This window comes from Lysinibacillus sp. GW247-5R2A, from assembly GCF_059424475.1.
The window spans coordinates 211,794-238,474 of record NZ_JBWKZL010000002.1 but is presented as its reverse complement, the minus strand read 5'-3'; the positions used below and the strand labels follow the sequence as shown (position 1 = coordinate 238,474).

The window sequence follows — 26,681 nt, the reverse complement described above, 5'->3', positions numbered from 1 at the left end:
TCTCTCTACATATCTAGTAGAAGGGAAGGGAGTAGAGATGGAGCCTATATTACACACTGATAATTTAACAATCCGTTTTGGTGGGCATACAGCGGTGGATGGTGTCAATTTTCAAATGCCTGAAAAGCATCTGAAGTCCATTATTGGACCGAATGGTGCGGGTAAAACAACGTTCTTTAATTTAATTAGTGGTGAATTAAAGCCAACTGCGGGTGATGTTTATTTTAAGGGGCAATCATTGGCACAAAAGTCGGCCATTGAAAGAACACGTATGGGTTTAGGTCGATCCTTTCAAATTACGAATGTTTTTCCAAACTTAACGGTTTTAGAAAATGTTCGTTTAGCTGTGCAATCTAAGGAGAAAGTACGTTATCAGCTATTTCGGCACTATAAAAGCTATAAGGCGATCACTGAAAAAGCAGAAGAGCTATTAGCACTTGTGTTACTAGATAATAAACGCGATGCCCTTACAACGATGCTTTCACATGGGGAAAAAAGGAAGCTTGAGATTGCTATGCTGCTAGCGTTAGATACGGAAATTCTGTTATTGGATGAACCAACTGCTGGCATGTCTTTAGAGGAAGTACCAACCATTTTAGAAGTGATTCGCACAATCAAACAGCAAGGAAATAAAACTATTTTGCTTATTGAACACAAAATGGATATGATTTTAGATTTATCGGATTCGATAATGGTGTTGTTTAATGGTCAATTATTAGCAGACGGATCACCTGAGGAAATCATGAATAATGACACCGTACAACATGCATATTTGGGGGGATTGTACGATGAACACCTTACTGACACTAAATGAGGTTCATACGCATATCGGCCAATATCACATCTTACAGGGCGTCAATTTTGAAGCGAAGGAGGGGCAGGTGACAGTATTGCTAGGTCGGAATGGTGCAGGTAAAACGACTACGCTGAAAACGATTATGGGCTTAACACCCGCCACAAAGGGAGAAATCGCCTTTCGCTCCCACTCTATTAAAAAAAGTCCCACTTACAAGGTGGCTAAATTAGGGATAGGCTATGTGCCAGAGAATCAAGGGATTTTTGCTGATTTATCGGTGGAGGAGAATATGAAGGTAGCGATGCGCAAGGAGGATACAGCGTCGTTCGAGCGACAACAATATGTGCTTGAGCTTTTTCCCGACTTAAAGAAGTTTTGGAAGAAGGCTGGTGGCCATTTATCAGGGGGCCAAAAGCAAATGCTGTCAATGGCAAGAGCTTTTATCAATGATAGTCCGTTAATTTTGATTGATGAACCGTCGAAAGGGCTAGCGCCAATAGTCGTAGAAAAGGTGATGGAAGCCATTGTGGAAATGAAAAAGAAAACGTCCATTGTTCTTGTGGAACAAAACTTTATGATGGCTAGCCGAATCGGTGATACTTATACATTAATTGATGATGGCAGAACTGTACATTCAGGCAATATGCAGGAGCTTATTGATAATGAAGAACTAAAACGCAAGTATTTGGGAATTGGATAAAGGGGGTGACCATCATTGGAGCTGTTCGTCAATTTAATCATTAATGGCTTGGCAACAGGCATGCTGATATTTTTACTAGCGGCAGGCTTGACGTTAATTTTCGGCTTAATGGATGTGTTAAATTTCGCGCATGGTGGGTTATTTGTTTGGGGGGCTTATGCGGGAATCTTCACCTATATGTATACGGAAAGTTTCATTGTAGGGATTATGGGTGCCATTTTAACGGGGGCATTGCTAGGTTTTATCACAGAGAAATTAATTATCACACCTGTTTACGGCAATCATATTCAGCAAATCTTAATAACGTTAGGCTTGATGCTTGTTTTGCAGGAGCTAATTAAAGTTGTCTTTGGCCCGAATGGTGTTGCCGTGAAAACACCAAGTTACTTAGCTGGTAGCTGGGAAATTGGTGACGTTATTATCATCAAATATCGTTTATTTATTATTGTTATTGGATTTGTGATTTTTGGGATTTTCCAATATATGCTGAAGCGTACGAAGATTGGTTTAATTGTTCGGGCAGGCGTTCAAGACAAGGAAATGGCGCAGGCGCTTGGTATTCATATTAAACGCGTGTTTTTATATGTTTTCATGATTGGTGCGGCACTTGCAGCACTAAGTGGCATGTTGATGGCTCCCTATTCAGGCGTAATCTATGCAGAAATGGGTATGGAATACGCTATTTTAGGCTTTATTGTAGTAGTCATTGGTGGAATGGGTAGTTTTTCTGGCTCGTTGCTGGCGGCTATTTTAGTAGGACTTGCAGGTAGCTTTATGGCTTATTATGTGCCTGTGCTATCACTAGCAGTCAATATGATATTAATGGCGATTGTATTAATCTTCCGCCCTCAAGGACTGTTTGCGTTGCGAAAGGAGCGAACATCATGAAGCCAAAATTTGCCTTACGCCATATCGCATTTTCCCTATTATTCGCGATATTTTTCATCCTTCCTTTTGTCAATGATTCAAGGACATTACTTATTTTATTAACGCAAATTTTCATTTTTGGGATACTAGCAATGAGCTATGATATTTTACTAGGTTATACAGGAATCGTGTCGTTTGGGCATGCCATGTTTTTTGGTATTGGTGCCTATACAACAGCGGTTATGCTCAAGCAGATGGAAAATACTATGGTTATTTTTGTCCTGTCCATCGTGATTGGCATGCTGTTAGCAGGACTCGTTAGCTTCTTAGTAGGGCTAATGACACTTCGTTTGAAAAGTCATTTCTTTGCTATGCTGACATTAGCCTTTTCAGGATTATTTCTAGTACTAGCTGAAAAATGGCGCACGGTTACTTACGGCAATGATGGCTTTACATTTCGAGCACCAGATATGTTTAGAGATCGTATGACGTTCTATTTTTTTGTACTAGGGAGCCTAGTTTTAATCTTTTTAGCCCTTTATCGCTTCGTTAATACTCCAACAGGTCGAATTTTAATTGCTGTTCGTGAAAATGAACAACGGACGAAATCATTAGGCTTTAACACCTTGCATTATAAAGTCATTGCTTCCGTTGTGGCAGGCATTGTTGCGAGCTTCGCAGGTTCTTTATATGCCGTATCCTTACGCTTCGTTAATACAAGTGTAATGACGATGGATATTACACTCGATGCCTTATTAATGACGATTATAGGAGGAGTCGGCACTTTATTGGGACCATTATTAGGGGCAGCGGTCATTGAATATGCTCAGCACACATTATCTGGATTGGCACGGGATTATCCTATTTTTGAACGTTGGATTATTTTCTTTGGCATTCTCTATATTTTTGCGGTGATCTTTTTCCCAAAGGGCATTATTGGTACACTTCGCTTGCTCATATGGAAATGGCGAGGAAAAGTAAAGAACAGAAAAACACAGGTTGCCCTGCCGCAGGAAAAGGAGCGATTTGAATGACAGTAGGGATTGTCAGTACAGGTATTTATCTACCACAAAACAGAATGTCATCGAGTGAAATTGCGGATCTTTCCAATATCCCAGAGGATATTATCCGTCAAAAAATGGGCATTCATGAAAAACCGATTCCTGGAGAGCATGATCATACCGTGCAAATGGGGATATGGGCAGCGCAGGATGCCCTGAAAAAAGCACATATAGAGCCGAAAAATATTGATGTTGTTATTTATATGGGAGAGGAGCATAAGGAATATCCTTTATGGACAGCCTCCATCAAAATGCAGGAAGAGCTTGGTGCAGTCAATGCATGGGCATTTGATGTGCAATTACGTTGTGGCACGACGATCATGGCGCTGAAGGTCGCAAAAAGCTTAATGGCCTCCGACGACACGATCAACACAATTCTCATCGCTGGTGGTTATCGCAATGTTGATTTTATCAATTATAGCAATCCACGAACACGCTTTATGTATAATTTGGCTGCTGGTGGAGGCGCTATGCTGTTACAAAAAAACTATCCAAAAAACCAGCTTTTAGAGGCGGAAATCATGACAGATGGCACCTTTTCTGAGGATGTCGTCGTTCCTGTTGGTGGCACCAAAACGCCATTAACACCCTTTCATTTAACAGAGCATTTATATCAGTTGGATGTTCTAGACCCGATTGGCATGAAAGAACGGTTAGAGCAGAAATCTTTAAGTAATTTTTTGAAGGTCATTCGTAGCTCTTTATCGAAAAGTGGATATATTGAAGAGCAGTTACATTATTTAGCGATGCTGCATATGAAAAGGTCGGCGCATGATTATATATTAACGGAGCTTGGTCTGCAGCCCGAGCAATCTATTTATTTACAAGACTATGGGCATATTGGTCAGATTGATCAAATATTGTCCTTACAGCTTGCCTTAGAACAAAATCGAATACAGGCTGGCGATATTGTTACATTGGTTAGTGCAGGCATTGGCTATGTATGGGGTGCTATTACAATACGTTGGGGATAAGGGGGAAATAGAATGTTAAAAACGGTTCAGTTAGCAAATGGGGAAACGATGGCCTATCGAAAACGTTCGGGTGGAGTACATCCTTTAGTGCTGGTTCACGGGAATATGACCTCCTCTAAGCATTGGGACTTACTAATGGATGCTTTAGATGACAAATTTACGATTTATGCGATTGATTTACGTGGTTTTGGTGGTTCTTCCTACCATCAGCCTATTTCGTCTATCAGAGATTTTAGTGAGGATGTCAAATTATTTGTGGATGCTTTGCAATTACAAACCTTTGATATGATTGGCTGGTCCACGGGTGGAGCAGTCTGTCTACAGTTTGCCGCCAATTATCCAAGCTATTGTCAGCGACTGATTTTACTAGCATCTGCTTCCACACGGGGCTATCCATTTTACACGGATTTAGGAACGGGCAATCCTGCCTCATTTAAGAGAGCGTATAGCTATGAAGAGGTACTTGTAGATACTTCGAAAACGAAGCTTGTACAGGGCTTCTATCATACGAAAAATAGAGAAGGCTTACAGTCACTGTGGAATTCTTTAATTTATACCCATCACCAGCCGAGCAAGGAAAAATATGAAGAATATATTGAGGATATGCTGACACAGCGAAATTTAGCGGAAGTTTATCATGCACTGAATACTTTTAATATAAGTGTAGTTGATCATGAGGTGGCTAAAGGGTCACACGAAGCCCTACTTCTTACTATTCCCATTTTAGTAGTAAGAGGAGATCGTGATTTAGTCATTACGGAAGAAATGAATGCAGAATTGCTTCAGGATTTGGGCAAGCAGGCTCAATTTGTGAGCTTAAAAGATTGTGGGCACTCGCCATTAGTGGATGATGTCGCACAGCTGACAGCTGAAATTGAAACCTTTTTAGAAATTGGAGGGAGAAATTATGCGCTTAAACAATAAAGTCGCCATTATTACAGGTGCCGCCAATGGTATTGGCTATGCGGCGGCTGAGCGTTTTATCGAAGAAGGGGCAGTTGTTGTTATTGCTGACTATGATAATGATGCGGGGAATGCTGCAGCACAACATTTAGGTGAAAAGGCGACATTTATACAGGTGGATGTAGCGAATCGGGAGAGCGTAAAACAATTAGTGGCAACCGTCATTGAACAGGTAGGATGTATCGATATTCTAGTGAATAATGCAGGGATTACAAGAGACGCCATGCTAACTAAGATGACGGAGGATCAATTTCAACAAGTGCTAGATGTCAATTTGACAGGTGTTTTTCACTGTACACAGGAAGTGATTCCTCATATGGTTGCGGCTGGGGGTGGCAAAATTATTAATACATCCTCTGTAAGTGGTGTTTATGGCAATGTTGGTCAAACGAATTATGCAGCCACAAAAGCGGCGATTGTAGGAATGACTAAAACATGGGCAAAGGAATTAGGGCGGAAAGGGATCAATGTCAATGCGGTTGCCCCTGGCTTTACAGAAACCGATATGGTAAAGAAAATGCCTGAAAATATCCTTGCTCAAATGCGATCCATCGTCCCATTGCAGCGTTTGGGCACTCCTCGTGATATTGCAAATGCTTACTTGTTTTTAGCATCTGATGAAGCCTCCTACGTCCATGGTCATACGCTTCATGTGGATGGCGCCATTATGATGTGATGGGAGGTTTTCTACATGTTTGTTGAGCAAGCGTGGATTTTAAAGCGTGCTGCATTAACACCTCACCACATTGCATTGATTAATCTTGCTACAGCAGAGCAATGGACGTATCAGCAATTAAGTGAGGAAATCAGTAAATGGTGTCAATTTTTCGAGCGTCAGCGGCTTTTGAAGGGAAGTAGAGTCGCAGTTTTTGCCAAAAATCATATTCAGCTTTTTGCTGTTCTCTTTGCCTGTGGGCTGCGCGGACTCATTTATGTGCCGTTAAATTGGCGTTTGAGTAAGGAGGAACTAACCCAAATTTTGGAGGATGCTACCCCTTCAATTTTATTGTATGAAGAGGCGGATACTTGTCCAATCGTGTTAGACAAAATGTTTTCGCTTCAAAGTATCGAGCAAGAGAAGAAAGGGAGCGTTAATAAGCAACCGATGGAAGTAGATGATCCCTGGCTCATGATTTATACGGGGGGGACAACAGGTCGGCCAAAGGGGGTCGTGTTATCCTTTGAGTCAGTCAATTGGAATGCTATCAATACAATTATTAGCTGGGGTTTGCACGACAAAGATCGTACTTTAAATTATATGCCCATGTTTCATACAGGTGGCTTAAATGCGCTTTGTATCCCCTTACTGATGGCTGGTGGGACTGTTATCATTGGGGATAAATTCGAAGCGGAGGCAGCACTGCGAGCTACAAACCAATATGAAACAACGATCTCACTTTTTGTCCCAACGATGTATCAAGCAATGATTGCCTCGAAATATTTTCAGGAAAATCAATTTCCTTCGATGAAAGTATTTTTATCAGGGGGTGCCCCATGTCCTCATCCAATTTACGATGCATTTTATAGGAAGGGGTTATTTTTTAAAGAGGGCTACGGCTTGACGGAGGCAGGGCCTAATAACTTTTTCATTGCTCGCGAGGATGCCTATGCCAAAAAAGGGGCCGTTGGGAAAAGTATGCAGTTCATTGAAGCTAAAATCATCAAACCTACTGGACATAATTGTGCACCTCGTGAAGTGGGGGAGCTATTGGTAAAAGGCAAGCATATGTTTCGTTTCTATTGGAATAACAAGCAGGAAACGGCCAATATTATGCAAGAAGGTTGGTTAAAAACGGGCGATTTAGCTATGATGGATGAGGATGGCGATTTCTTTATTGTTGGACGTAGAAAAGAAATGATCATCTCGGGTGGTGAAAATGTGTATCCTCAGGAAGTTGAACAGTGTATGTTACAGCATCCTGATGTACAGGAGGTTGCCGTAATTGGCGTAGCAGACGATTATTGGGGAGAGGTCGTGACGGCTTTCATTGTCTGTCACCATCAAATGGCGACCATTTTAGATGAACTCCACGATCTGTGCCATCAACAGCTAGGTCGTTTTAAAATCCCTAAACAAATCCTTTTCTTAGAGGAATTACCGAAAACAAGCGTCGGCAAAATTGATAAAAAGGCTTTGCATATGCTTGTAGATGCTACACCATGTGAATAAAAGTGAGGGTTATATGAATGGTACACGCATTAGTAGTTGGTGGGACAGGGATGTTAGCAAATACATCTCTTTGGTTAGTAGGTCAAGGTTTTCATGTTTCTATGATAGGACGGAACGAATTTCGTATGGAAAGTGTCATTCATCAATCAGCAGATCCATCACAGATAACGCCAATCGTAGTTGATTATTGTAATATTCCCTTATTACAGACGAAACTAAGGGCAACAATTGAACAAAATGGACCCATTGATTTAGTCATTGCGTGGATTCATTCATATGCTGGAAGGACTTTAGAAAGTATAGTTCGTGAAATTTCACCTTGTAGTAATGGACCATGGAAATTATTTCATGTCTTAGGTAGTCGTGCGAATCTAAGTGGAATTCAAGATAATTTAAATTTGCCTAATTCAGCTTTATACTACCAAATACAGCTAGGTTTTATCATTGAAAATGGCCATTCTAGGTGGCTTACCCATGAGGAAATCTCCCAAGGTGTTATTGATTCAATTCGACGAAATCGTCTTATCACTATTGTTGGCACATTACAGCCTTGGGAAAAGCGGCCGTCATAATTATTGCGGCAATTAACCTTCGTCTAACTATTTGTAGACGGGGGTTACTGTATTTTATAGGCTAAACCTTCACCATTAGTAGAATTTACAATACAGAAGCTAGTTGCTTAGTTCGTATGAATGGAACTCCCAAACACCTCTACTACCTCTTTAGCGAAGACTCGAAAAATATAATCGATTTCTTGTTCTTTTGTTGCAATCCCGTAAGCCATCCCTCCTTGCTTTGATCCTTGAAGATACCACATATCATTATGGTCTTGGTCTACAGAAGAAAAATCACCTAATTTCCAACGATTTAATACATCCAAATATTGTTCACTGCGTTCGTATTCATCTTTATTTTCCTCTACCATTTGCAGCAATATGTCAATTCGTTCAGGTGTAATCATGATGGATGATTCTTTTTCATCAGCAATTATTTTTTGGTGCGACATTTGTTGAAGTACTTCTTCTACTAGATTGCCAACAAATGGTTCATCTCCACTTTTCCATTCATCAATCCTCATAGAGAATACGGGGTTTTCCCAACCAAATTTCGTATCTACTGTCGATACAAATTTTTCCTTCACCTCTTTTTTTGGACTGTTTCTTAATTCACTGTCAGTCCCTTTATTAGAGGCTTCTTGTTTATAATTCTTGTCCATGACAAAATATGTTGCGCTTATGCTTAACAGCGCGGTTAAAACAACCATTCCTACAATTCGTATCCATCTCATTTATCATCCCCCCTTTTACAATTACTACCAACATAGCATGTGTAATGAAATGTGTAAATATATTGATGATTAAATTGTCGTGAAGTCAGGGACGCTTATTTTTTCACATCTCTTCCCATCAGACCAACATATCAGTAAAATAGAGAAGGTTAGGGGGATTGTCTTGTGAAAGATCAACGCTTTAAAATTGCGCATCGGGAGGCGCTTATTGGAATTGGACTAGTCCTTGTCAATTTTGCGATTTGGTTTGGCTTTGCTTATGGACTAGGTTCAGGGGATCCTGCAAATTATTCGTATGTTTTGGGCTTTCCTGCTTGGTTTTTCTATAGCTGTATCGCAGGGACAGGCTTTATGATCCTGCTCATCTGGATTGTTATGAAGCTCTTTTTTAAAGAGGTTCCATTTGAAGATGAGGAGGAGGAGCGCTAATGCATTGGCAAGTTGTATTTCCATTGCTATTATTTTTAATTATTATTTTTGGAATTGGTTTATGGGCCAATAAACATGTCCGCTCTTCTAACTCGTTTCTACAGGAGTATTTCCTTGGTGGTCGAGAAATGGGTGGATTTATCCTAGCGATGACAATGATAGCTACATATGGTAGTGCGAGTAGCTTTATCGGAGGGCCAGGAGTAGCTTATACGAAGGGGCTCGGCTGGGTGCTACTCGCCATGGCACAGCTACCTGCGGGCTATTTTGTCCTGATGATTTTAGGGAAAAAATTTGCGATTATTGCTCGTCGTTACCAAGCTATTACGCTTATCGACTTTTTACGAGAACGCTATAAAAGCCATGTCATTGTCATTCTGTCTGCTATTAGTATTATTGTCTTTTTATTTTCAGCGATGATGGCACAGTGGGTAGGGGGAGCCCGTTTAATTGAGTCTTTAACTGGCTTAAACTACACAGCAGCATTGTTTATATTTGCGATTTCAGTGTTAGTATATGTGATTATTGGTGGATTCCGAGCGGTTGCTTTAACGGATACTGTACAGGGCTCAATCATGGTTATCGGGACTGTCATTTTATTAATCGGTACTATTATTGCGGGTGGAGGCATCGATAAAATTATGACCTCGCTGGTCGCAGAAAATCCCAATTTCGTATCTCCATTTGGAGCAGAAGGGGATTTAACGCCTCTGTATGTTTCAACATTTTGGATATTAATTGGTGTAGGTGTGGTCGGACTTCCGCAAATCGCCGTGCGCGCAATGAGTTATAAGGATTCTAAAAGTATGCACTTGGCAATTATTATAGGCACGATTGCCATCGGGACGATCATGTTTGGGATGCATCTAATCGGTGTGTTAGCACGACCTGTCCTACCGGGCATTAATATTGGTGATAAAGTCATGCCACTCTTAACATTGAAGGTACTGCCACCATTTTTAGCAGGGATTGTTTTAGCAGCACCAATGGCCGCAACCATGTCTACTGTCAATGCACTGCTCATGCTAGTAAGCTCTACGGTTGTCAAAGACATCTATTTAAATTACATGAAGCCACAGGCAAGTGATGCAGAGATTAAGCGTGCCAGTTTTATAGTGACAACGGTCATTGGCTTAGCGGTTGTCCTCTTTGCACTCCATCCACCTGATTTATTAGTGTGGTTAAATTTATTTGCATTTGGTGGACTTGAGGCAGTCTTTATTTGGACGGTAGTTCTCGGGTTATACTGGAGGAAAGCAAACAAATATGGCGCCATTTCGTCAATGATTTCAGGTATGGCTTTGTATATTTTCATCGACCGGTTCTATCCGACCGTTTTCGGTATGCATACCGTGACGATTCCTATTGTAGCTTCCTTCATTATTTTTGTAATCGTCAGTCTTGCTACTAGTCATAAATTTAAGGACGAGCATTTCCTTATATAATGTAAAACAACGCCGCAGATTTTTGACTGTGGCGTTGTTTTTTTTAATGAATCATATAATCGTAGGCATTTTTTGCAAGGAGCGTCATCGTCACAATGATAAAAAGCGTACGGACAAAGCCGCTTCCTTTTTGAATGGCCATGCGAGAGCCAAGCATAGCCCCACCAATTTGAGCAACCCCCATGACTAAACCATATACATAATGGATTTGACCTAAGTAAGCAAACATGCAAACACCTGCCACATTACTCGCCAAATTTAAAAATTTCGCATTTCCTGCCGCCTTTAAAAAATCAAAGCCAACAAGCAAGAAGCTAAAGATTAAAAAAGAGCCCGTACCAGGACCAAGAAACCCGTCATAAAACCCAATAGCAAATAATAGCATCATAAATAAAAATAAGTGCGTTTTAGATAGATTTTTAACCGTTGAGACAGCGCCCCAATCCTTTTTAAAGATCGTATAAATCCCAACAGCCGCCAGCATGATAAGCATTAACGGTTTTAATAGGGCTGGGTTAATTAAATGAACAGTCCATGCGCCACATAATGATCCAATGAAGGCGAGAGGGAAATATTTCAGGACAGATCGAATTTCAAGCTGACCAGAACGGTAAAAGGAAATGGTCGATGTGAGTGAGCCCATCGCGCCAGCTAATTTATTGGTTGCTACAGCAGCGGCGGGATTTAAGCCAACAAACAATAAGGCTGGTAAGGAAATTAAACCACCACCACCAACGACAGAATCGATAAATGCTGCCAGAAATCCAAAGGAAATTAATAGTATTAAAATATGTACATCCACATCAAAAACCATGCTTACACCTCTTTTTAATTAGTTACTACTGAAATAGTAACTAATTTATTCGGTGCTGTAAAGCCTAATTTTTTCATTGGCAAATGTTCACAATAGTAGCCTATAATAAAAATATGGAGGGATGATATGAATGAATTAATCGCCCAATTAAAAGAACTGGGATTGACAGAATATGAGGCAAAGGCCTATACAGCACTCGTACAAAATAGTCATGTCAGTGCCTACCAAGTTAGCAAAAACTCTGGGATACCAAGAGCTAGAATCTATGACATATTAAATGGTCTTGTTGAAAAGGGATTCGTACTGAAAGAGGAAACGGCGGATCAAACGACATATTCCTCTATTCCTGTCGAAATGTTTTTGCAGCAAATTCAACAGCGCTGGCAATCGAATTTTACGTCGATTAGTGATCAATTAGAAAAATTAGAAACGAAAGAACAGGAAGCAGAACCTAAAGTGTTAATGCTAAAAGGGAAGCAGGCAATCATCCATTATTGTCAAACCTTATTAAAAAAAGCAGAGACAAAAATCATCCTATCGATGTGGGAAGATATGTACGATGCCTTACGCGAGGATATCGAAGGGGTATCACAGCATGTAGAGGTGCATGGCATTACCTTATATGTCGGGGAACATCTGGCATCTATCGATCAGCACAGAGCCACTCATTATACGAGAAAGACTTCTACACCCCATTGGTTTATTTTATCGGTTGATGGACAAGAAATGATTTATGGTCACTCGCCGTCGAACCAGGAAACCGCTTTTATAACGAATGATCCTGTCCATATTTATTTATTAGAGGATTATGTTTGGCATGATGTTCTTATCAATCGACTAGTGAAGCGTGATGATAAAGAGCTTGAGGACTGGATCGCTAAAGAACGTAAAGCATTTTTCTTAGAGTAGCTATAAGGGAAGGGGAGCATCTTGAAAAAATGGATGTTGCCAGTATTATTTTATGTATTATGGCTTGGCGGGTGTGATTCTGCACCGCTGCCAGTTCCACCTAAGATTCAGGAGCTAACCATCGTTCCTGACCATATCCAACAGCATATTATAGCTCAAGACAGAATTCAGTTATTGTATGAAGATGACATGACGTACTATCTTGTCATGTTTTCGAAAGGAAATGTGCTAGCAAGTGTGGCAGCTCATGAAGATCGGTTAGTCATTCATTTCAAGGAAGGAAGCGAGCAAAAGAAAGAAGCTCAACCGTATGTCTATGCCATCAACAAAAGCCCGGAGCTGACGATTATTGAACTATATATTAACGACCAAAGCATGCCGATAGATCGCATGACTAGGATGTAATAAAAAACCGAAATCCCTAAAAAAGAGATTTCGGTTTTTGTTGATATTAATAAAATACTTTATCTACATTGTATTTGGAGCGGAACGTATTAATCGCATACGTTTCATAAATTTCACGTTCCATAGGATCTTCTACTTCATAGATTTCAATTTTGAAGACCTCGTCACGATAGTTTTTCATCGGAGATACATTGTCTTCAAAATGTTTTTTAACGCGTTGGCGAATTTTACGTGCTTTACCGACAAATAATAGCTCATTCTTTTCATTGTAGAATAAGAAAATGCCGCCTTTATCACGTGTGATTTTGTGGAAGTCGATGAAACCAAAGTATGGTGTAATTGGGACATCACCTGGTTTTACATCTTGTTCGCGTTGGCGAATGACTACATCTGGTTTTGGAAATTCAATATTAATCAAAGTATTCACGTTCCTCTCTATTACTAAAGATATATGGTAACATAATAGCGGCATGTTTACCATAAAATTTCATGTAGAATAACCATATACAGCAAGCTTAGTGTTTATCAAATGATGGGAGAACATGCATAGGAATAACAAAATATTCTATGAATTATTGATATTCTAACTAGTCCATGTTACAATTCAAGATAATTAAATAATCTTATCAAGAGAAGCAGAGGGATTTGGCCCGATGACGCTTCAGCAACCTCTAACAAATGTTAGAAAGGTGCTAATTCCAGCAAAGGTTTTTCCTTTGAGAGATAAGAGTGAACGTGAAAAAATCCTTCTCATTCTATCTCATATGGAATGTGGAGGATTTTTTAATTTTTTCGAAAAAGGAGCAAAAAAAGAGAGGGGAACGCAAGATGCCAATTAATATTCCGAAAAATTTACCTGCTGGAGAACATTTACGTGAGGAAAAAATCTTCGTGATGGAAGAGGACCGTGCGAGAACACAGCAAATACGTCCATTAAATATATTAATCTTAAATTTGATGCCCGAAAAAGAAAAAACGGAGCTACAATTACTACGATTACTAGGAAATACGCCATTACAGGTGAATATTACTTTTTTAAACACGGCTACTCATGAATCTAAAAATGTCAGTAAATCTCATTTACAATTATTTTACACAACGTTTAACCAAATTCGTCATCGACGCTATGATGGTATGATTATTACGGGTGCGCCTGTAGAAAAAATGCCGTTTGAAGAGGTTAACTATTGGCAGGAAATTGCTGAAATTATGGATTGGTCCAAAAAGAATGTGACATCCGTGCTACATATATGTTGGGGGGCACAGGCTGCGTTATATCATCATTATGGGATTGGAAAGGTCGAGCTTTCTGCTAAATGCTCCGGCGTGTATTCTCATGTGATTACTGATTTAACAGTAGATTTAGTACGAGGCTTTAGTGATTTATTTACAGCCCCTCATTCTCGCTATACATCTGTCTCGATTGACGAGGTTCGCAATCATCCAGAGTTACGCTTATTGTCCTATTCAGAGGATGCGGGTGTGTTTATTGTGCAATCAAAAGATAATAAAAACATTATGATTACTGGTCATTTAGAATATGATGCAACAACATTAGCCGATGAATACAGTCGCGATGTTGCCAAGGGCATCCATATAGACGTTCCAGTAAACTACTTCCCAAATGATGATCCCGCAAAGGCACCGATGAATACATGGCGTGCCCATACGCATTTATTGTTCTCCAACTGGTTGAACTACTACGTATACCAAGAGACACCATATGAATGGGACTTTGTGGACGAAATTGAATATCATATTTAAATAACACTAAAAAGTCTAATTTCTTCGCTAAGTAGCTTGAAGAAATTAGACTTTGTTATTCTAGATTTTTCTTGTCAGAACTCGTTTTATCCGGTGGCGCCTGGTCGTCCTGTTTGGATGTAGCGTTGCCAGCTTCAGACTGAATCACTTGGCTGGAATTCAACGTAGCAGATTTATCTTGATTGTCTTTAGTAGAGACTGGATTATCTGTTTTTTCCTGATTGGAAACTGTATTATCTGGTTTCGCCTGATTGTCTTGAGTGCTATCTGTATTAGCATCGTTAGTCTGATTATCTTGATTGGAATCCATAGTCGCAGGTTTAGCCTGATTATCTTGATCGGAATCCGTATTAACAGGTTTCGTCTGATTCTCCTGATTGGAATCTGTATTATCAGGTTTGGTTTGATTATCTTGATTGGACTCCGTATTATAAGGTTTGGTCTGATTGCCTTGATTGGACTCCGTATTTTCCGGTTTCGTTTGCTTACCTTGATTAGAATTCGCATTACTCGCATCAGTCATTTGCCCCTGATTAGAATCCGCATGACCCATTTCAGTCGAATTACCTTGTGATTTTCGGTTACGAATAACAGCTACAATGAGTAGAAGTATGGGTAATAATATGGTGCAAACAAATGCATAAATTGGCCAAATCTCATCATTATAAATGTTGGAATGGACGATGTCTGGGTGAACAATTTGCGAAAGTCCGACCATAATAATACCCATTGGTAGGATAAGTGGACGGTGATCCTTCAATTTCATAATTTGTGCAATCCCGACAACAGTTGTATAGAAGTACATAAACGTTCGAATAAAAATGGATACAATCCACATAAAAGCCATGATAATTTCAATGCGCTGTAAAAAATTTCCGATAGAGATTCTTTGTGCTAGGGCATAACTAGGGAAAGTACGCGAAGCCGTGTTGGCTGGCCCTAATACTAAAATAGATAGAGTAATCAATGTTACTAGAACAAATCCACCGAGAAGCATGCCTATGTAAAATCCTTTCTTTGAGGATTGCTGGACATTGACACTAGCAGGGTAAATCATTAATAACATAACTAACGAAAAAGAAAAGACACTTACAAAGCGTATGATACTATATAAGATGGATGTTTTGGATGCTTCCATAATCGGTTGTATATTTTCAAACTTAATTTGTGGGGTGATACTTACAACAAAGAAAATAAAAATTAAGACAAACATAGGGAAAAGTATTTCTGCTGAACGAGCAAAGTTTTCTATCCCTAAATAGGTAGCATACATAATTATAATAATAAACAACAAGGCAAATGCCATAGTAGGCGTCTCTGGCATTACCTCTGTTTTCATAAAAGCACCAATAAAATACAGTAATTCTCCTCCCGCAAATAGGGTAAGAGAAAGGAAGCCCACCACTGTGATTTTTCCAAAAAAGCGCCCGAGAAGTTTTTCATTTGCTTCAATAAAATTCAGTGTCGGTGTTTGGTCCCCTAACGTCACAAATAATTTCACAACAAGCAAACTAAGGACAACACCAATACTTGCAGCAATCCACGCATCTTGCTTACTAGAGCTTGCAATACTTGAAGGGATGATTAATATGGCAGTACCGATAGAAAGGAGGAATGTGATAATTGTAAATTGTCTTGAACTAATTACTTCTTTTTCCATATAAGTGTCCTCCAATTCATGACGATGTGTCTACTATTTTGTGAGTGAAACGATAAAATCTTTAATTGGTGTAAAAATAAAGGTTATAAAATCTAGAGGACTCGGGATATTTATTTTGAGAGCAATGCCCATATTAAGCGCTGTTCCAATTAGTAATAGGATTGAAAAAACAAGAATGGTTTTGGTCTCTTGTTGCTTTTTGAGTTTCGGGATATATAGTATCGCAATAATGATTGAAATGATTAAGATGGCTATTGCTAGTACCAATCCACTATCCCTCCTTTGGCTTTTTTAATAATGAATTTTGCATTGTTCCTAAACCTTGTGTCGTTACTTTTACATGAACATGGATTGGTAGATCAGGATAGATGGTTGACCAATCCTTTTTGATTTTTTTCCACTGTTTTGCATCTGCACGATGGAGGGCTTCACCATAACCTAAGACATCCACTTGGTATTGTTGCTGTATTTTCTCTAATGTTTTTTCAATACGTTCATCAATGCCTTGTGCTGTTTTTTTATTGATATAATCCACCGTTTTATTTTTCGTTAGATTGATATCACATTCGACCTCTCCTACATTTTGTTCCACATTTATTTGGACATCAATTTGCGGTTTCCCATTCTTAAATGACCCCTTTACTTTTGTGGAGGATTTCGTAATCTCAGTTGAGAGTGTACCTTGCTTTGGACAGGTGACGATTTCAATCGTACTTTGTATTTTGTCACTGAGGAAACTAATACTTTTACTTTCACCCTCTGACAGTAAACCAATGTATTGATCTCCTTTAAAGATGGCCAATCCTGCATATTTTAACAACACAGGTGTTTTAACACGTTGGACGTTTGTTTGGTCGGCCCCTAACCGTTTATCCCCATGAACTTCAATCGCAGAAATCAAAGCCCCATTGTCCTTTTCACTGAGCCTTGTGACCAATTCGTCTATATTAATAGCAATAGTAGAGCCCCAAACTTTTTCAGAAACTTTGAGGGAGTTTAAGATTTTATTAGCAGGAACTTTTTCGATAGGTGTGAGAACATTTAGCACTTCCTTAGCTGTAGCCTCATAAGACATGATGACATCGAAATCTTTTCTAAACTCATGGTCTCGTGCAATTAAATCTAATGAATCACTGATTCCATCTTTAGCGAGATCTTCACCTAAAACGACTACCTGTAGATGGGCAAAATATGGCTTCCGTGCAGCAATGGTCGTCATTTTGCGGATGGCCTCAAAAATTGTTTCCCCTCTAGAATGATAGCTGACAACAGGGGAGCGCTGAGTGGAAGCTTGTCGCATGGAAACCTCACTAGGATCAACTATTTGAACGGTAATCTCATACTCATCATCTACTTTGTCTATACCAAGCGCTACAACAATGGCTAATTCATTTAATTCACGCTTACTCCAGCAACCACTTAACAGTAAAGTGAGGATGCATAGTAAGCAGATTGCTTTTACTTTTGCCATATTTTATTCCTCATTTGTTCAGTAGTTTTATTTCCGACCTGTTCTTGGGACATATTTATGCCCTCTAACAACGTTTTTCTGATTGACTAAACGTGGACGTGTTAATAAACGTCTACGAGGAAGCAATAAAAATGCATCTTTTTGATCCTGTAAAATTAAAGGAGCAAACGGGCTTAAATACGGTACACCAAATGAACGAATGCTGCATAAATGAAGAATAATGATAATAATGCCAAACATAACTCCAAAAAGACCAAACATAGCAGCTAAGATCATTAATGGAAAGCGCAGTACACGAATCGTATTGGACAAACCATAAGCAGGGAATAAAAAACTACAAATGGCCGTTAATGCCACTATAATAACCATTACAGCCGAGACAACACCGGCATCTACCGCTGCCTGGCCAATTACCAGCGTACCTACGATGGACACAGCTGGACCGATTGTTCGCGGCATTCGAAGCCCTGCCTCTCGTAGTATCTCAAAGGCAAGCTCCATAATAAGTGCTTCCACTACGGCAGGGAAGGGCACGCCTTCTCGTTGTGAGGCGATACTAATTAGCATGGCCGTCGGTAGCATTTCTTGATGAAACGTCGTAATCGCAACATAGAGAGATGGTGCTACCAATGCCAAACTAATACCAAAGAAACGTAAAATACGAATGAGGGAACTAATCATCCAATGTTGATAGTAGTCTTCTGCTGATTGCAAAAAGGAAGTAAATAATGCAGGCACCACTAATACAAAGGGGGTACCATCTACTAGAATCGCCACTTTCCCATCTAATAATTCACCAGCAATAACATCTGGCCGTTCTGAGTTGTAAATGGTTGGAAACATGGTATTTTTAGAATCTTGAATAAAATCCTCAATATACCCACTTTCTAAAATGCCATCGATATTAATGCGATCTAACCGCGCTAACACCTCCGCAACAATTTTGTCACTGGCGATACCATGTATATACATCACAGCGACATCAGTTTGTGTCACTTCACCTATGACTCGGGACTTAATCCAAAGATTTGGACTTTTTATTTTGCGTCGAATGAGTGCGGTATTCGTACGCAAAGTTTCAGTAAAGGACTCTCGAGGTCCCCTAATGACGGATTCAGTTGATGGCTCTGTAACAGCTCTATCTTTTGCACTTTTCGTGCTTGTTACGATGCCTTCCGCAAAGCCATCTAATAAAATAACGGTCTCACCATTAAGGATGGCATAATACAGTGATGTAAAATGTTCGATATTCATCACATCACCAACAGTTAAATAGGAACTTCGAACATATTGATTAATGGTAGTAATTTCAATTTCTTGTTCTTCCTCAAGATTCGCCATTAATTTATCAATCACTGAATCCGAAATCATCGTTTTATCGGATAAGCCATCAATGGAAATAATGGCCAGTCGATGGGGTTCAGCTTCACCAATCGTAATTTCTCGAATAATAATGTCATTGCTATGACCGAGAGTGTTTTGAATGACTTTTATATTTTTGGCAAGGGAAGTATTGAGTAAATCGTCCGTTGTAAGGGATGGGGAGGGATCGATCTTGTTTGATATGGACATGTGTTTTCCTCCTCAAAAGGATGTTCATTATTTATAGAATGGACAACTTTGTGCGGAGATAAACGAAAAAAAGAATGAAATTCTAGCTACTATTTTTCAAATAAAAAAACAGTATTTCCCTTTCAGAGACTGAAAGGAAAATACTGCTTTATGTAAGATACTCGTATTGTAATTCATCCAAACTCGCATCCACGTCTACATGTAGATTGTGATCGTTAAAGAACCATAAATCTTTTTCATCGATGTAATAGGTTACGCCATCAATGACTGATTCTGCTCCAATGGCGATGGGCTCTTCTCGCGTCATGCCTAGTGAAAAGCCTTCGTGAAAAGGACTTGAACCGCCATAGCGTGCATAAAAGCGAATCGTATCGCCTGGTTCTACTTCCATCTCATGTTTGAACCATTGAATGGCCTCATCTGTCAGTGCAATTTTCATGCGAATGCTCCTCTCTTCTTACAGCCATTTTACCTTTGGCTCGGTGCCGTTTTTTATACGTGCAATATTGGCACGATGACGATAAATGATAAAGGTAAATAAAAAGGCTACCAAGATGCTTAATGCAAAGTCACCTGTAACAAAATAATAAACGATTGAATAGATAAGTGCTACTAAAGCGGCTATCATAGATGTTAAGCTGACGATTTTTGTGATTTTCAATGTCACAAGAAAGGCAATTAGGAGCAAGACAAACAATGGCCATGAATAGCCTAATAAAACACCTGCTGATGTGGCAACGGCTTTTCCACCACGGAAATTGGCGAAGATTGGAAACATATGACCAATCACTGCAACAAGACCTAGGATTAAGGAATGGATAGAACTGTCTGAGAATATTGGAAGTGCAGCTAGTAAGACAGCGGCAGTCCCTTTTAGAACATCCATCACAGTCACAACAATACCAGCTTTTTTTCCTAATGTTCGGAACGTATTGGTTGCTCCAAGATTACCGCTTCCATGTTCTCGGATATCGGTATTATAAAAAATTTTACCTATCCATAGCCCTGAAGGTATAGAGCCGATTAGATAAGCACATAAAATAATAAGTCCATTGATCATAGTTGGACTCCTTTCATTCATAGTCCATCACTTGGTACTAATAGTTTGTAACAAGTATTTTACACTTTTTCTTGCTAATCTACAATGTTATGAAGGAGATTTCGTAAGGAGTCTTGAATTCAATACAAAAGAAACTAAAGTAAGTTAGAGATAGGCTTTTAGGCATGATTGATGAAAGAACGAAAAAATTCTTTATTAAAATATAGGCAAAAAGGCAATTTTGTCATTCGTTCATTCCTTTGGTAGAATAGAAGTCTAACTTTATTCATTTACATGACATTGACGCATCAACTATATTGCAACTAAATAAGCTACGATGCGTCAGGTGTTTACGGATACTAGTGGTAGTCTGTCTTGCTTAAATTCCAATTTTAAGCAACTGTTGAAGATGTTTACTATTTAAAGTGTATATTAAAACTGTGAGCAATTTTTAAAAATTTAATTGGACCTGTCGCTAACTATTGACAGGAAATGCTATTATTATTAGGATGAGAACATAAATAGAACAAGTGTTTGTTTTTTGGAGGGGAATTTTTTTGACGAATAAACAGTCACCTAGCGTCTATAATGATGACGCTATACAAGTATTAGAAGGATTAGAAGCGGTGCGCAAACGACCAGGCATGTATATCGGTTCCACAGATGGCCGTGGACTTCATCACCTTGTGTATGAAATCGTTGATAATGCGGTGGATGAAGCATTGGCTGGCTTTGGATCTCATATTATTGTCAAGATTCACAAAGACCAGAGTATTAGCGTACGCGACTTTGGCCGTGGAATGCCAACTGGTATGCATAAGATGGGTAAACCTACTCCTGAAATTATTTTTACCGTCCTTCATGCAGGTGGTAAGTTTGGACAAGGCGGTTATAAAACGAGTGGCGGCTTGCACGGTGTAGGTTCTTCTGTCGTGAATGCGCTATCAACATTTTTAGAAGTAACTATCCATCGTGATGGTAAGAAATATCGCCAGCGCTTCGAGCATGGTGGACATCCAGTGACAACACTTGAAGAAATTGGTCAAACGAAGCAGACAGGTACGCTTGTTCATTTCCTACCTGATGAAACGATTTTCTCTGTTACAAAATATAATTATGATACGTTAGCAGAACGTTTAAGGGAGTCAGCTTTTTTATTAAAGGGCTTAAAAATTGAATTAATTGATGAGCGCGAGGAAGGCAAAAATGATGTGTTCTTTTATGAGAACGGCATTGAAGCTTTCGTTGCGTATTTGAATGAAGAGAAGGATGTTCTTCATCCTGTGAAGTATGTGGAAGGTATTCAAGATGATATTGAAGTAGAGTTTGCCTTCCAATATAACGATGGTTATTCTGAAACGATTTTGTCGTTTGTTAATAATGTCCGAACACGAGATGGCGGTACCCATGAAACCGGTGCAAAAGCAGCTCTGACGCGTGTCTTTAATGAATACGCAAGAAAAATTGGCCTATTAAAGGATAAGGATAAAAACTTGGAAGGAACGGATATTCGAGAGGGCTTAGCAGCTATCGTATCTGTCCGTATTCCAGAGCACTTATTACAATTTGAAGGACAAACAAAGGGCAAGCTTGGTACAAGTGAGGCTCGTTCAGCAGTAGATAGTGTGGTGTCTGAGCAAATTTTATATGTGCTAGAGGAAAATGCTGAATTGTCAGCGTCCCTTGTGCGTAAAGCGATTCGTGCGCAGCAAGTACGTGAAGCGGCTCGTAAAGCTCGTGAGGATGCGCGAAATGGTAAGAAAAACAAAAAAGGTAGTACGATTCTGTCAGGTAAATTAACGCCTGCACAGTCACGAAATGCGGCGAAAAATGAATTATATTTAGTCGAAGGTGATTCAGCGGGTGGTTCTGCAAAACAAGGTCGCGATCGTACTTTCCAGGCAATACTACCACTGCGCGGGAAAGTGATAAACACGGAAAAAGCCAAGCTCCAGGATATTATGAAAAACGAAGAGATTTCAACGATTATTCATGCGATTGGTGCAGGTGTTGGTACGGATTTTGCAGTAGAGGATTCAGCCTACAATAAAGTAGTCATAATGACCGATGCTGATACAGATGGCGCTCATATACAAGTATTGCTATTAACGTTCTTCTACCGTTATATGCGTCCCCTCATCGAGGCTGGTAAAGTCTTTATTGCGTTACCGCCACTTTATAAAGTTTCTAAAGGGACTGGCAAAAAAGAAGTAATTGAATATGCTTGGACAGAAAACGATTTACAAAAGGCCATCAAACAAGTTGGAAAGGGTTACATATTGCAGCGCTATAAAGGTCTTGGTGAGATGAATGCAGACCAGCTATGGGATACAACAATGAACCCTGACACACGTACATTAATTCGTGTCACAATCGAGGATGGTGCACGTGCAGAGAGACGTGTCACGACATTAATGGGCGATAAGGTAGAGCCACGTCGTAAATGGATCGAAGCCAATGTAGACTTCGGTATGGAGGATGATGCTAACATTTTAGAAAATGAATTCATCCAACAAGAGGAGGGCCAAGCATGAGTAGCACAGAAAAGTTTCAAGATTTACCTTTAGAAGAAGTAATGGGTGACCGTTTTGGTCGCTATAGTAAATATATTATTCAAGACCGCGCGTTGCCAGATGCACGTGACGGTCTTAAACCTGTACAGCGTCGTATTCTATATGCGATGTTTACAGAAGGTAATACACAAGAAAAACCTTTCCGTAAATCGGCTAAAACAGTCGGTAATGTAATCGGTAATTACCATCCACACGGAGATAGCTCTGTTTATGAGGCGATGGTACGTATGAGTCAGGATTGGAAAGCTCGTCATATGCTCATTGAAATGCATGGGAATAACGGTTCAGTTGATGGAGATCCGCCGGCTGCCATGCGTTATACTGAGGCAAGACTATCTGCGATTGCGGGTGAAATGTTACGAGATATCGGGAAGAAAACGGTTGAATTCGTACCAAACTTCGATGATCAGGATATGGAGCCAACCGTATTACCAGCCCGTTTCCCAAATTTATTAGTAAACGGCTCTACAGGGATATCTGCAGGTTATGCAACAGATATTCCACCTCATGCACTAGATGAAGTGCTAGATGCTGTATTGATGCGCTTAGACAAGCCTACTGCAACAGTGGATGAATTGATGACAGTACTCAAAGGTCCTGATTTCCCAACGGGCGGTATTATTCAAGGTGTGGACGGTATTAAAAAGGCATATGAAACAGGGCGCGGTAAAATTATTGTCCGTGCGCAGGCTGTGGTGGAACCTATTAAGGGCGGTAAAGAGCAAATCGTTGTTACCGAATTACCATACGATGTGAATAAAGCGAATCTTGTAAAAAAAATTGATGAGCAGCGTGTAGATAAACGCCTTGAAGGGATTGCAGAAATTCGTGATGAATCTGACCGTACAGGGTTACGTGTCGTAATCGAGCTGAAAAAGGATGTTCCTGGACAAGGGATTTTACAGTACTTATTTAAAACAACAGATTTACAAGTAGCTTACAATTTTAATATGATTGCGATTCATAATCGTCGACCAACGATGATGACATTGCCCTTATTATTGGATGCGTATATTACTCACCAAAAAGAAGTGGTGACAAATCGTTCTATATATGATTTACAAAAGGCAAAGGATCGTTCACATATCGTAGATGGCTTAATTAAAGCATTGTCTATTTTAGATGAAGTCATTGCGACAATTCGTTCTTCTAATGATAAGAAGGATGCCAAGCTCAATTTACAAGCAAAGTTCGATTTTACTGAGGTACAAGCAGAGGCGATTGTGAGCCTGCAATTATATCGTTTAACGAATACCGATATTACAGAGCTCCGCCAAGAACAGGATGATTTAAATAAATTGATTGCCAAGCTAGAAGGAATTTTACAAAGCGAGGCCAAGCTAATACGTGTCATTAAACAAGAATTACTAGATATTAAAAAACGCTTCACAGAGCCACGTCGCTCGAGAATTGAACAAGAAATAGAAGAAATTAAAATTACATTAGATGTCCTTGTTCCAAGCGAAGAGGTTGTGGTGACTGTTACGAAAGATGGCTATATTAAACGCACATCTACACGATCCCATGCCGCTTCCAATGGTCAGGATTTTGCGATGAAGGATTCCGATTACTTATTGTATGAAGCAAACTTGAATACGCAGCATCATCTATTGTTATTTACAAATAGAGGGAATTATATTTATCAACCAGTCCACGAATTGCCTGATATTCGTTGGAAGGACCTTGGTCAGCATATTTCTAGTATTGTGCCAACAAGTGAAGATGAATCAATTATTGCAGTCTATGGCTTTGAAACATTTGAACAACCAAATACGTATATTTTAACTGCTACGAAAGATGGACAAATTAAACGTTCACCGCTCGCAGATTATGCAGTGACGCGTTACTCGAAGCCGATTAAAACCATGAATGTTAAAGCGGGCGATGCAATGATTTATGCATCGTTTATGACGGATAATGTGGAATTACTTTTAACAACTGATACGGCGTATGCTATTCGATTCCCTATCGAGGAATTACCAGTTACTGGTGTGAAAACAGGCGGCGTTAAAGGGATTACGTTAAAAGATGGAGAAGCTTTAGTAGGGGTCAATGTTCTACAGCCAGATGAAACACAATATGTCGTTATTGTGACACAGCGAGGGGCTGTCAAGAAAATGAATGTCGCAGAGGTAGAGGTAGCAGGTCGTGCCAAACGTGGCCTTAAAGTCCTAACAGAATTAAAAGCAAATCCTCACCGAATTGTCGCTGTGATTCAAGCGACAGACGATGAGCAGGTTGTGATTGAAACTGAAAAAGGCGTCCAAGAATTTATTGATGTTCATGCATTGACGCGTGCTGACCGCCATTCTAATGGTTCATTTAAAGTGGATATTGCCACAGATGGAGCCATTTCCCATGTCTTAACGGCCAAAAAAGAACAAAAACCAAGCTAAAATCATGCCCAGTCTCTCTATAGTAGAGCTGGGCTATTTGTTGGAGTGGAACAACTATCCAAAAATAGCATCTTGTCATTTACGATCAACTATGGGTATAATAATCATCGAAAAGTTCATAGCGAAAGAATGTAGGGGGGCTAGTTATGGCTAGCTGAGATTGTGTCCGATAGACACTGACCCTTTGAACCTGATTTGGCTCGTACCAGCGTAGGGAACATCTATTCAAAAAAGCAAAAGTTTTGGAGATTGATTGTAATACGTCTGGGAGGAATCCTAGGCGTTTTTTTGTTTTTCAAGCAATATCTCACCAACCGTATATTACGCTTTCTTCTGGTGACAACATTCATTCATGAACACTTTCATATTACAAACTGGGAGGACCTAGCATGAAAAAATGGTTATTTATTCTATTAGCTGTACTATTGACGTTAGTAGGTTGTAGCGACAAGGAGGACAAGCAGGCTGCTGATACAAAGAAAAAGGTGTCAGTGGTTCTCGATTGGACACCAAATACGAATCATACAGGATTGTATGCTGCGAAAAAGCTCGGATATTTTGAAGAACAGGGCTTAGATGTTGATATCATTATGCCAGGAGAGGCAGGAGCCGATCAGCTCGTAGCTTCAGGTAAGGCAGAATTTGGCGTGAGCTATCAGGAGGGCATTACACAGGCTCGTGTTCAGGATGTGCCACTTGTCTCAATAGCGGCCATCATCCAGCATAATACATCTGGATTTGCTTCTATAGCATCAAAGGGTATTACATCTCCAAAGGACTTTGAAGGAAAAACGTATGGTGGCTGGGGAGCGCCACTCGAGCAAGCAGTATTACAATCATTAATGCAAAAAGAAAATGCTGATATTAATCAATTAGATATTGTCAATGCAGGAGATTTAGATTTCTTCACAATGATGAAAAAAGATATCGACTTTGCTTGGATTTATTATGCTTGGACAGGAATTGAGGCAGAGCTTCGTGGGGAAAAGATTAATATGCTGTATTTAACAGACTACAGTGATCAGTTAGATTACTATACACCTGTTTTAGCAACTAATGAAACAATGCTTCAAAACAATCCAGACATCGTCAAAGCTTTTGTTGCGGCTGCATCGAAGGGCTATGAATATGCCATAGAGCATCCGAATGAAGCTGCTGATATTTTACTAGAAGCAGCCCCAGACTTAGATAAGGAATTGGTGCATAAAAGCCAGGAGTGGTTGGCTGATAAGTATCAGGATGACGCTAAACAATGGGGTGAGCAAAAGCTTTCTGTATGGGAAAACTATGCTAAATGGATGTCGAGCAACAAAGTATTAGAGGGCGAATTTGATGCTAAACAAGCGTTTACGAATGAGTTCTTACCGAAAAAGGAGGCCAATTAA

26 protein-coding genes and 2 riboswitches are annotated in these 26,681 nt (G+C 39.7%); of the genes, 17 read left to right on the top strand and 9 right to left on the bottom strand.

The genetic code is table 11. The features are described from left to right. The first annotated feature begins 37 nt into the window (after positions 1–37). From AC07YC_RS04800 to AC07YC_RS04760, 9 genes are read left to right on the top strand one after another with little or no spacing between them, the layout of a single operon-like run. A complete protein-coding gene (locus tag AC07YC_RS04800) occupies positions 38–814 on the top strand; it encodes an ABC transporter ATP-binding protein (protein WP_494918545.1) in 777 nt (258 codons plus the stop codon). Continuing rightward, complete coding sequence (locus tag AC07YC_RS04795; RefSeq protein ID WP_336634510.1) at positions 789–1,496, top strand: ABC transporter ATP-binding protein; 708 nt, start codon at positions 789–791, stop codon at positions 1,494–1,496. The genes AC07YC_RS04800 and AC07YC_RS04795 overlap by 26 nt, the downstream gene beginning before the upstream one ends. Positions 1,497–1,511: 15 nt before the next feature. Beyond that, positions 1,512–2,384 (top strand): branched-chain amino acid ABC transporter permease, encoded by an 873-nt coding sequence (locus tag AC07YC_RS04790; RefSeq protein WP_336634511.1) that lies wholly within the window; start codon positions 1,512–1,514, stop codon positions 2,382–2,384. Then, positions 2,381–3,397 carry a branched-chain amino acid ABC transporter permease gene (locus tag AC07YC_RS04785; protein ID WP_494918543.1) on the top strand — a complete coding sequence of 339 codons (1,017 nt, stop codon included), beginning with the start codon at positions 2,381–2,383 and terminating at the stop codon, positions 3,395–3,397. The genes AC07YC_RS04790 and AC07YC_RS04785 overlap by 4 nt, the downstream gene beginning before the upstream one ends. Further along, positions 3,394–4,398 (top strand): 3-oxoacyl-ACP synthase, encoded by a 1,005-nt coding sequence (locus AC07YC_RS04780; protein ID WP_494918541.1) that lies wholly within the window; start codon positions 3,394–3,396, stop codon positions 4,396–4,398. The genes AC07YC_RS04785 and AC07YC_RS04780 overlap by 4 nt, the downstream gene beginning before the upstream one ends. A gap of 12 nt (positions 4,399–4,410) precedes the next feature. Continuing rightward, the gene (gene phaZ, locus AC07YC_RS04775; RefSeq protein ID WP_494918539.1) at positions 4,411–5,322 is read left to right on the top strand and encodes an intracellular short-chain-length polyhydroxyalkanoate depolymerase; all 912 of its coding nucleotides are present in this window, start codon (positions 4,411–4,413) and stop codon (positions 5,320–5,322) included. Continuing rightward, entirely contained in the window at positions 5,306–6,037 is a 732-nt protein-coding gene (gene fabG / locus AC07YC_RS04770; protein ID WP_336634515.1) for a 3-oxoacyl-ACP reductase FabG, read from the top strand. Before phaZ ends, fabG begins: the two co-directional genes overlap by 17 nt. A gap of 15 nt (positions 6,038–6,052) precedes the next feature. Continuing rightward, positions 6,053–7,531, top strand: coding sequence for a class I adenylate-forming enzyme family protein (locus tag AC07YC_RS04765; RefSeq protein ID WP_494918538.1), 1,479 nt, complete (start codon positions 6,053–6,055; stop codon positions 7,529–7,531). A gap of 17 nt (positions 7,532–7,548) precedes the next feature. Beyond that, entirely contained in the window at positions 7,549–8,103 is a 555-nt protein-coding gene (locus tag AC07YC_RS04760; protein ID WP_494918537.1) for a short-chain dehydrogenase, read from the top strand. Positions 8,104–8,210: 107 nt separating this feature from the next. On the opposite strand, the gene AC07YC_RS04755 is transcribed toward AC07YC_RS04760, so the two are convergent. Then, positions 8,211–8,819, bottom strand: a complete 609-nt coding sequence (locus AC07YC_RS04755) for a DUF6241 domain-containing protein (protein ID WP_494918536.1) — start codon at positions 8,817–8,819, stop codon at positions 8,211–8,213. A 165-nt stretch (positions 8,820–8,984) separates the two neighbouring features. Here AC07YC_RS04755 and AC07YC_RS04750 point away from each other — a divergent pair, with 165 nt between their 5' ends. Both AC07YC_RS04750 and panF read left to right on the top strand, forming a co-directional pair. After that, a complete protein-coding gene (locus AC07YC_RS04750; RefSeq protein ID WP_036126127.1) occupies positions 8,985–9,248 on the top strand; it encodes a YhdT family protein in 264 nt (87 codons plus the stop codon). Continuing rightward, positions 9,248–10,693 (top strand): sodium/pantothenate symporter, encoded by a 1,446-nt coding sequence (gene panF / locus AC07YC_RS04745; RefSeq protein ID WP_494918535.1) that lies wholly within the window; start codon positions 9,248–9,250, stop codon positions 10,691–10,693. The genes AC07YC_RS04750 and panF overlap by 1 nt, the downstream gene beginning before the upstream one ends. A gap of 43 nt (positions 10,694–10,736) precedes the next feature. Here the strand turns inward: panF and AC07YC_RS04740 are convergent, their stop codons facing one another. Beyond that, positions 10,737–11,507, bottom strand: coding sequence for a TSUP family transporter (locus tag AC07YC_RS04740; RefSeq protein ID WP_036216353.1), 771 nt, complete (start codon positions 11,505–11,507; stop codon positions 10,737–10,739). A gap of 126 nt (positions 11,508–11,633) precedes the next feature. Here AC07YC_RS04740 and AC07YC_RS04735 point away from each other — a divergent pair, with 126 nt between their 5' ends. Then, on the top strand, positions 11,634–12,416 hold the full coding sequence (locus tag AC07YC_RS04735) for a TrmB family transcriptional regulator (protein WP_494918534.1): 783 nt from the start codon (positions 11,634–11,636) through the stop codon (positions 12,414–12,416). Positions 12,417–12,437: 21 nt separating this feature from the next. Next, the gene (locus AC07YC_RS04730; protein WP_494918533.1) at positions 12,438–12,821 is read left to right on the top strand and encodes a hypothetical protein; all 384 of its coding nucleotides are present in this window, start codon (positions 12,438–12,440) and stop codon (positions 12,819–12,821) included. 46 nt (positions 12,822–12,867) lie between these two features. Here AC07YC_RS04730 and AC07YC_RS04725 read toward each other — a convergent pair whose 3' ends face one another. Further along, on the bottom strand, positions 12,868–13,239 hold the full coding sequence (locus AC07YC_RS04725) for a nucleotide excision repair endonuclease (RefSeq protein WP_494918532.1): 372 nt from the start codon (positions 13,237–13,239) through the stop codon (positions 12,868–12,870). 202 nt (positions 13,240–13,441) lie between these two features. Then, positions 13,442–13,551, top strand: a riboswitch (SAM riboswitch). A gap of 98 nt (positions 13,552–13,649) precedes the next feature. On the opposite strand from AC07YC_RS04725, the gene metA reads away from it, so the two are divergent. Continuing rightward, the gene (gene metA / locus AC07YC_RS04720; RefSeq protein WP_372428260.1) at positions 13,650–14,585 is read left to right on the top strand and encodes a homoserine O-acetyltransferase MetA; all 936 of its coding nucleotides are present in this window, start codon (positions 13,650–13,652) and stop codon (positions 14,583–14,585) included. Positions 14,586–14,640: 55 nt separating this feature from the next. Here the strand turns inward: metA and AC07YC_RS04715 are convergent, their stop codons facing one another. The 6 genes from AC07YC_RS04715 to plsY all read right to left on the bottom strand — a co-directional run bounded on the left by AC07YC_RS04715 (position 14,641) and on the right by plsY (position 20,348). After that, on the bottom strand, positions 14,641–16,245 hold the full coding sequence (locus AC07YC_RS04715; protein ID WP_494918531.1) for a GerAB/ArcD/ProY family transporter: 1,605 nt from the start codon (positions 16,243–16,245) through the stop codon (positions 14,641–14,643). 33 nt (positions 16,246–16,278) lie between these two features. Beyond that, positions 16,279–16,512: a hypothetical protein gene (locus tag AC07YC_RS04710; protein ID WP_008178745.1), complete on the bottom strand. Its 234-nt coding sequence runs from the start codon at positions 16,510–16,512 to the stop codon at positions 16,279–16,281. A 4-nt stretch (positions 16,513–16,516) separates the two neighbouring features. Next, positions 16,517–17,716 carry a Ger(x)C family spore germination protein gene (locus AC07YC_RS04705; RefSeq protein WP_494918530.1) on the bottom strand — a complete coding sequence of 400 codons (1,200 nt, stop codon included), beginning with the start codon at positions 17,714–17,716 and terminating at the stop codon, positions 16,517–16,519. A 27-nt stretch (positions 17,717–17,743) separates the two neighbouring features. Next, positions 17,744–19,288: a spore germination protein gene (locus AC07YC_RS04700; protein ID WP_494918529.1), complete on the bottom strand. Its 1,545-nt coding sequence runs from the start codon at positions 19,286–19,288 to the stop codon at positions 17,744–17,746. Positions 19,289–19,436: 148 nt separating this feature from the next. After that, complete coding sequence (locus AC07YC_RS04695) at positions 19,437–19,727, bottom strand: HesB/YadR/YfhF family protein (RefSeq protein ID WP_144789529.1); 291 nt, start codon at positions 19,725–19,727, stop codon at positions 19,437–19,439. An 18-nt stretch (positions 19,728–19,745) separates the two neighbouring features. Beyond that, positions 19,746–20,348 carry a glycerol-3-phosphate 1-O-acyltransferase PlsY gene (gene plsY / locus AC07YC_RS04690; RefSeq protein WP_025116311.1) on the bottom strand — a complete coding sequence of 201 codons (603 nt, stop codon included), beginning with the start codon at positions 20,346–20,348 and terminating at the stop codon, positions 19,746–19,748. 536 nt (positions 20,349–20,884) lie between these two features. Between plsY and parE the strand changes: the two genes are divergently transcribed. The 3 genes from parE to AC07YC_RS04675 all read left to right on the top strand — a co-directional run bounded on the left by parE (position 20,885) and on the right by AC07YC_RS04675 (position 26,681). Beyond that, the gene (gene parE, locus AC07YC_RS04685; RefSeq protein ID WP_025116310.1) at positions 20,885–22,861 is read left to right on the top strand and encodes a DNA topoisomerase IV subunit B; all 1,977 of its coding nucleotides are present in this window, start codon (positions 20,885–20,887) and stop codon (positions 22,859–22,861) included. Further along, the gene (parC, locus tag AC07YC_RS04680) at positions 22,858–25,296 is read left to right on the top strand and encodes a DNA topoisomerase IV subunit A (RefSeq protein WP_336634523.1); all 2,439 of its coding nucleotides are present in this window, start codon (positions 22,858–22,860) and stop codon (positions 25,294–25,296) included. The genes parE and parC overlap by 4 nt, the downstream gene beginning before the upstream one ends. 123 nt (positions 25,297–25,419) lie before the next feature. Beyond that, positions 25,420–25,530: riboswitch (TPP riboswitch) on the top strand. A gap of 155 nt (positions 25,531–25,685) precedes the next feature. Further along, positions 25,686–26,681 carry an ABC transporter substrate-binding protein gene (locus AC07YC_RS04675; protein WP_336634524.1) on the top strand — a complete coding sequence of 332 codons (996 nt, stop codon included), beginning with the start codon at positions 25,686–25,688 and terminating at the stop codon, positions 26,679–26,681.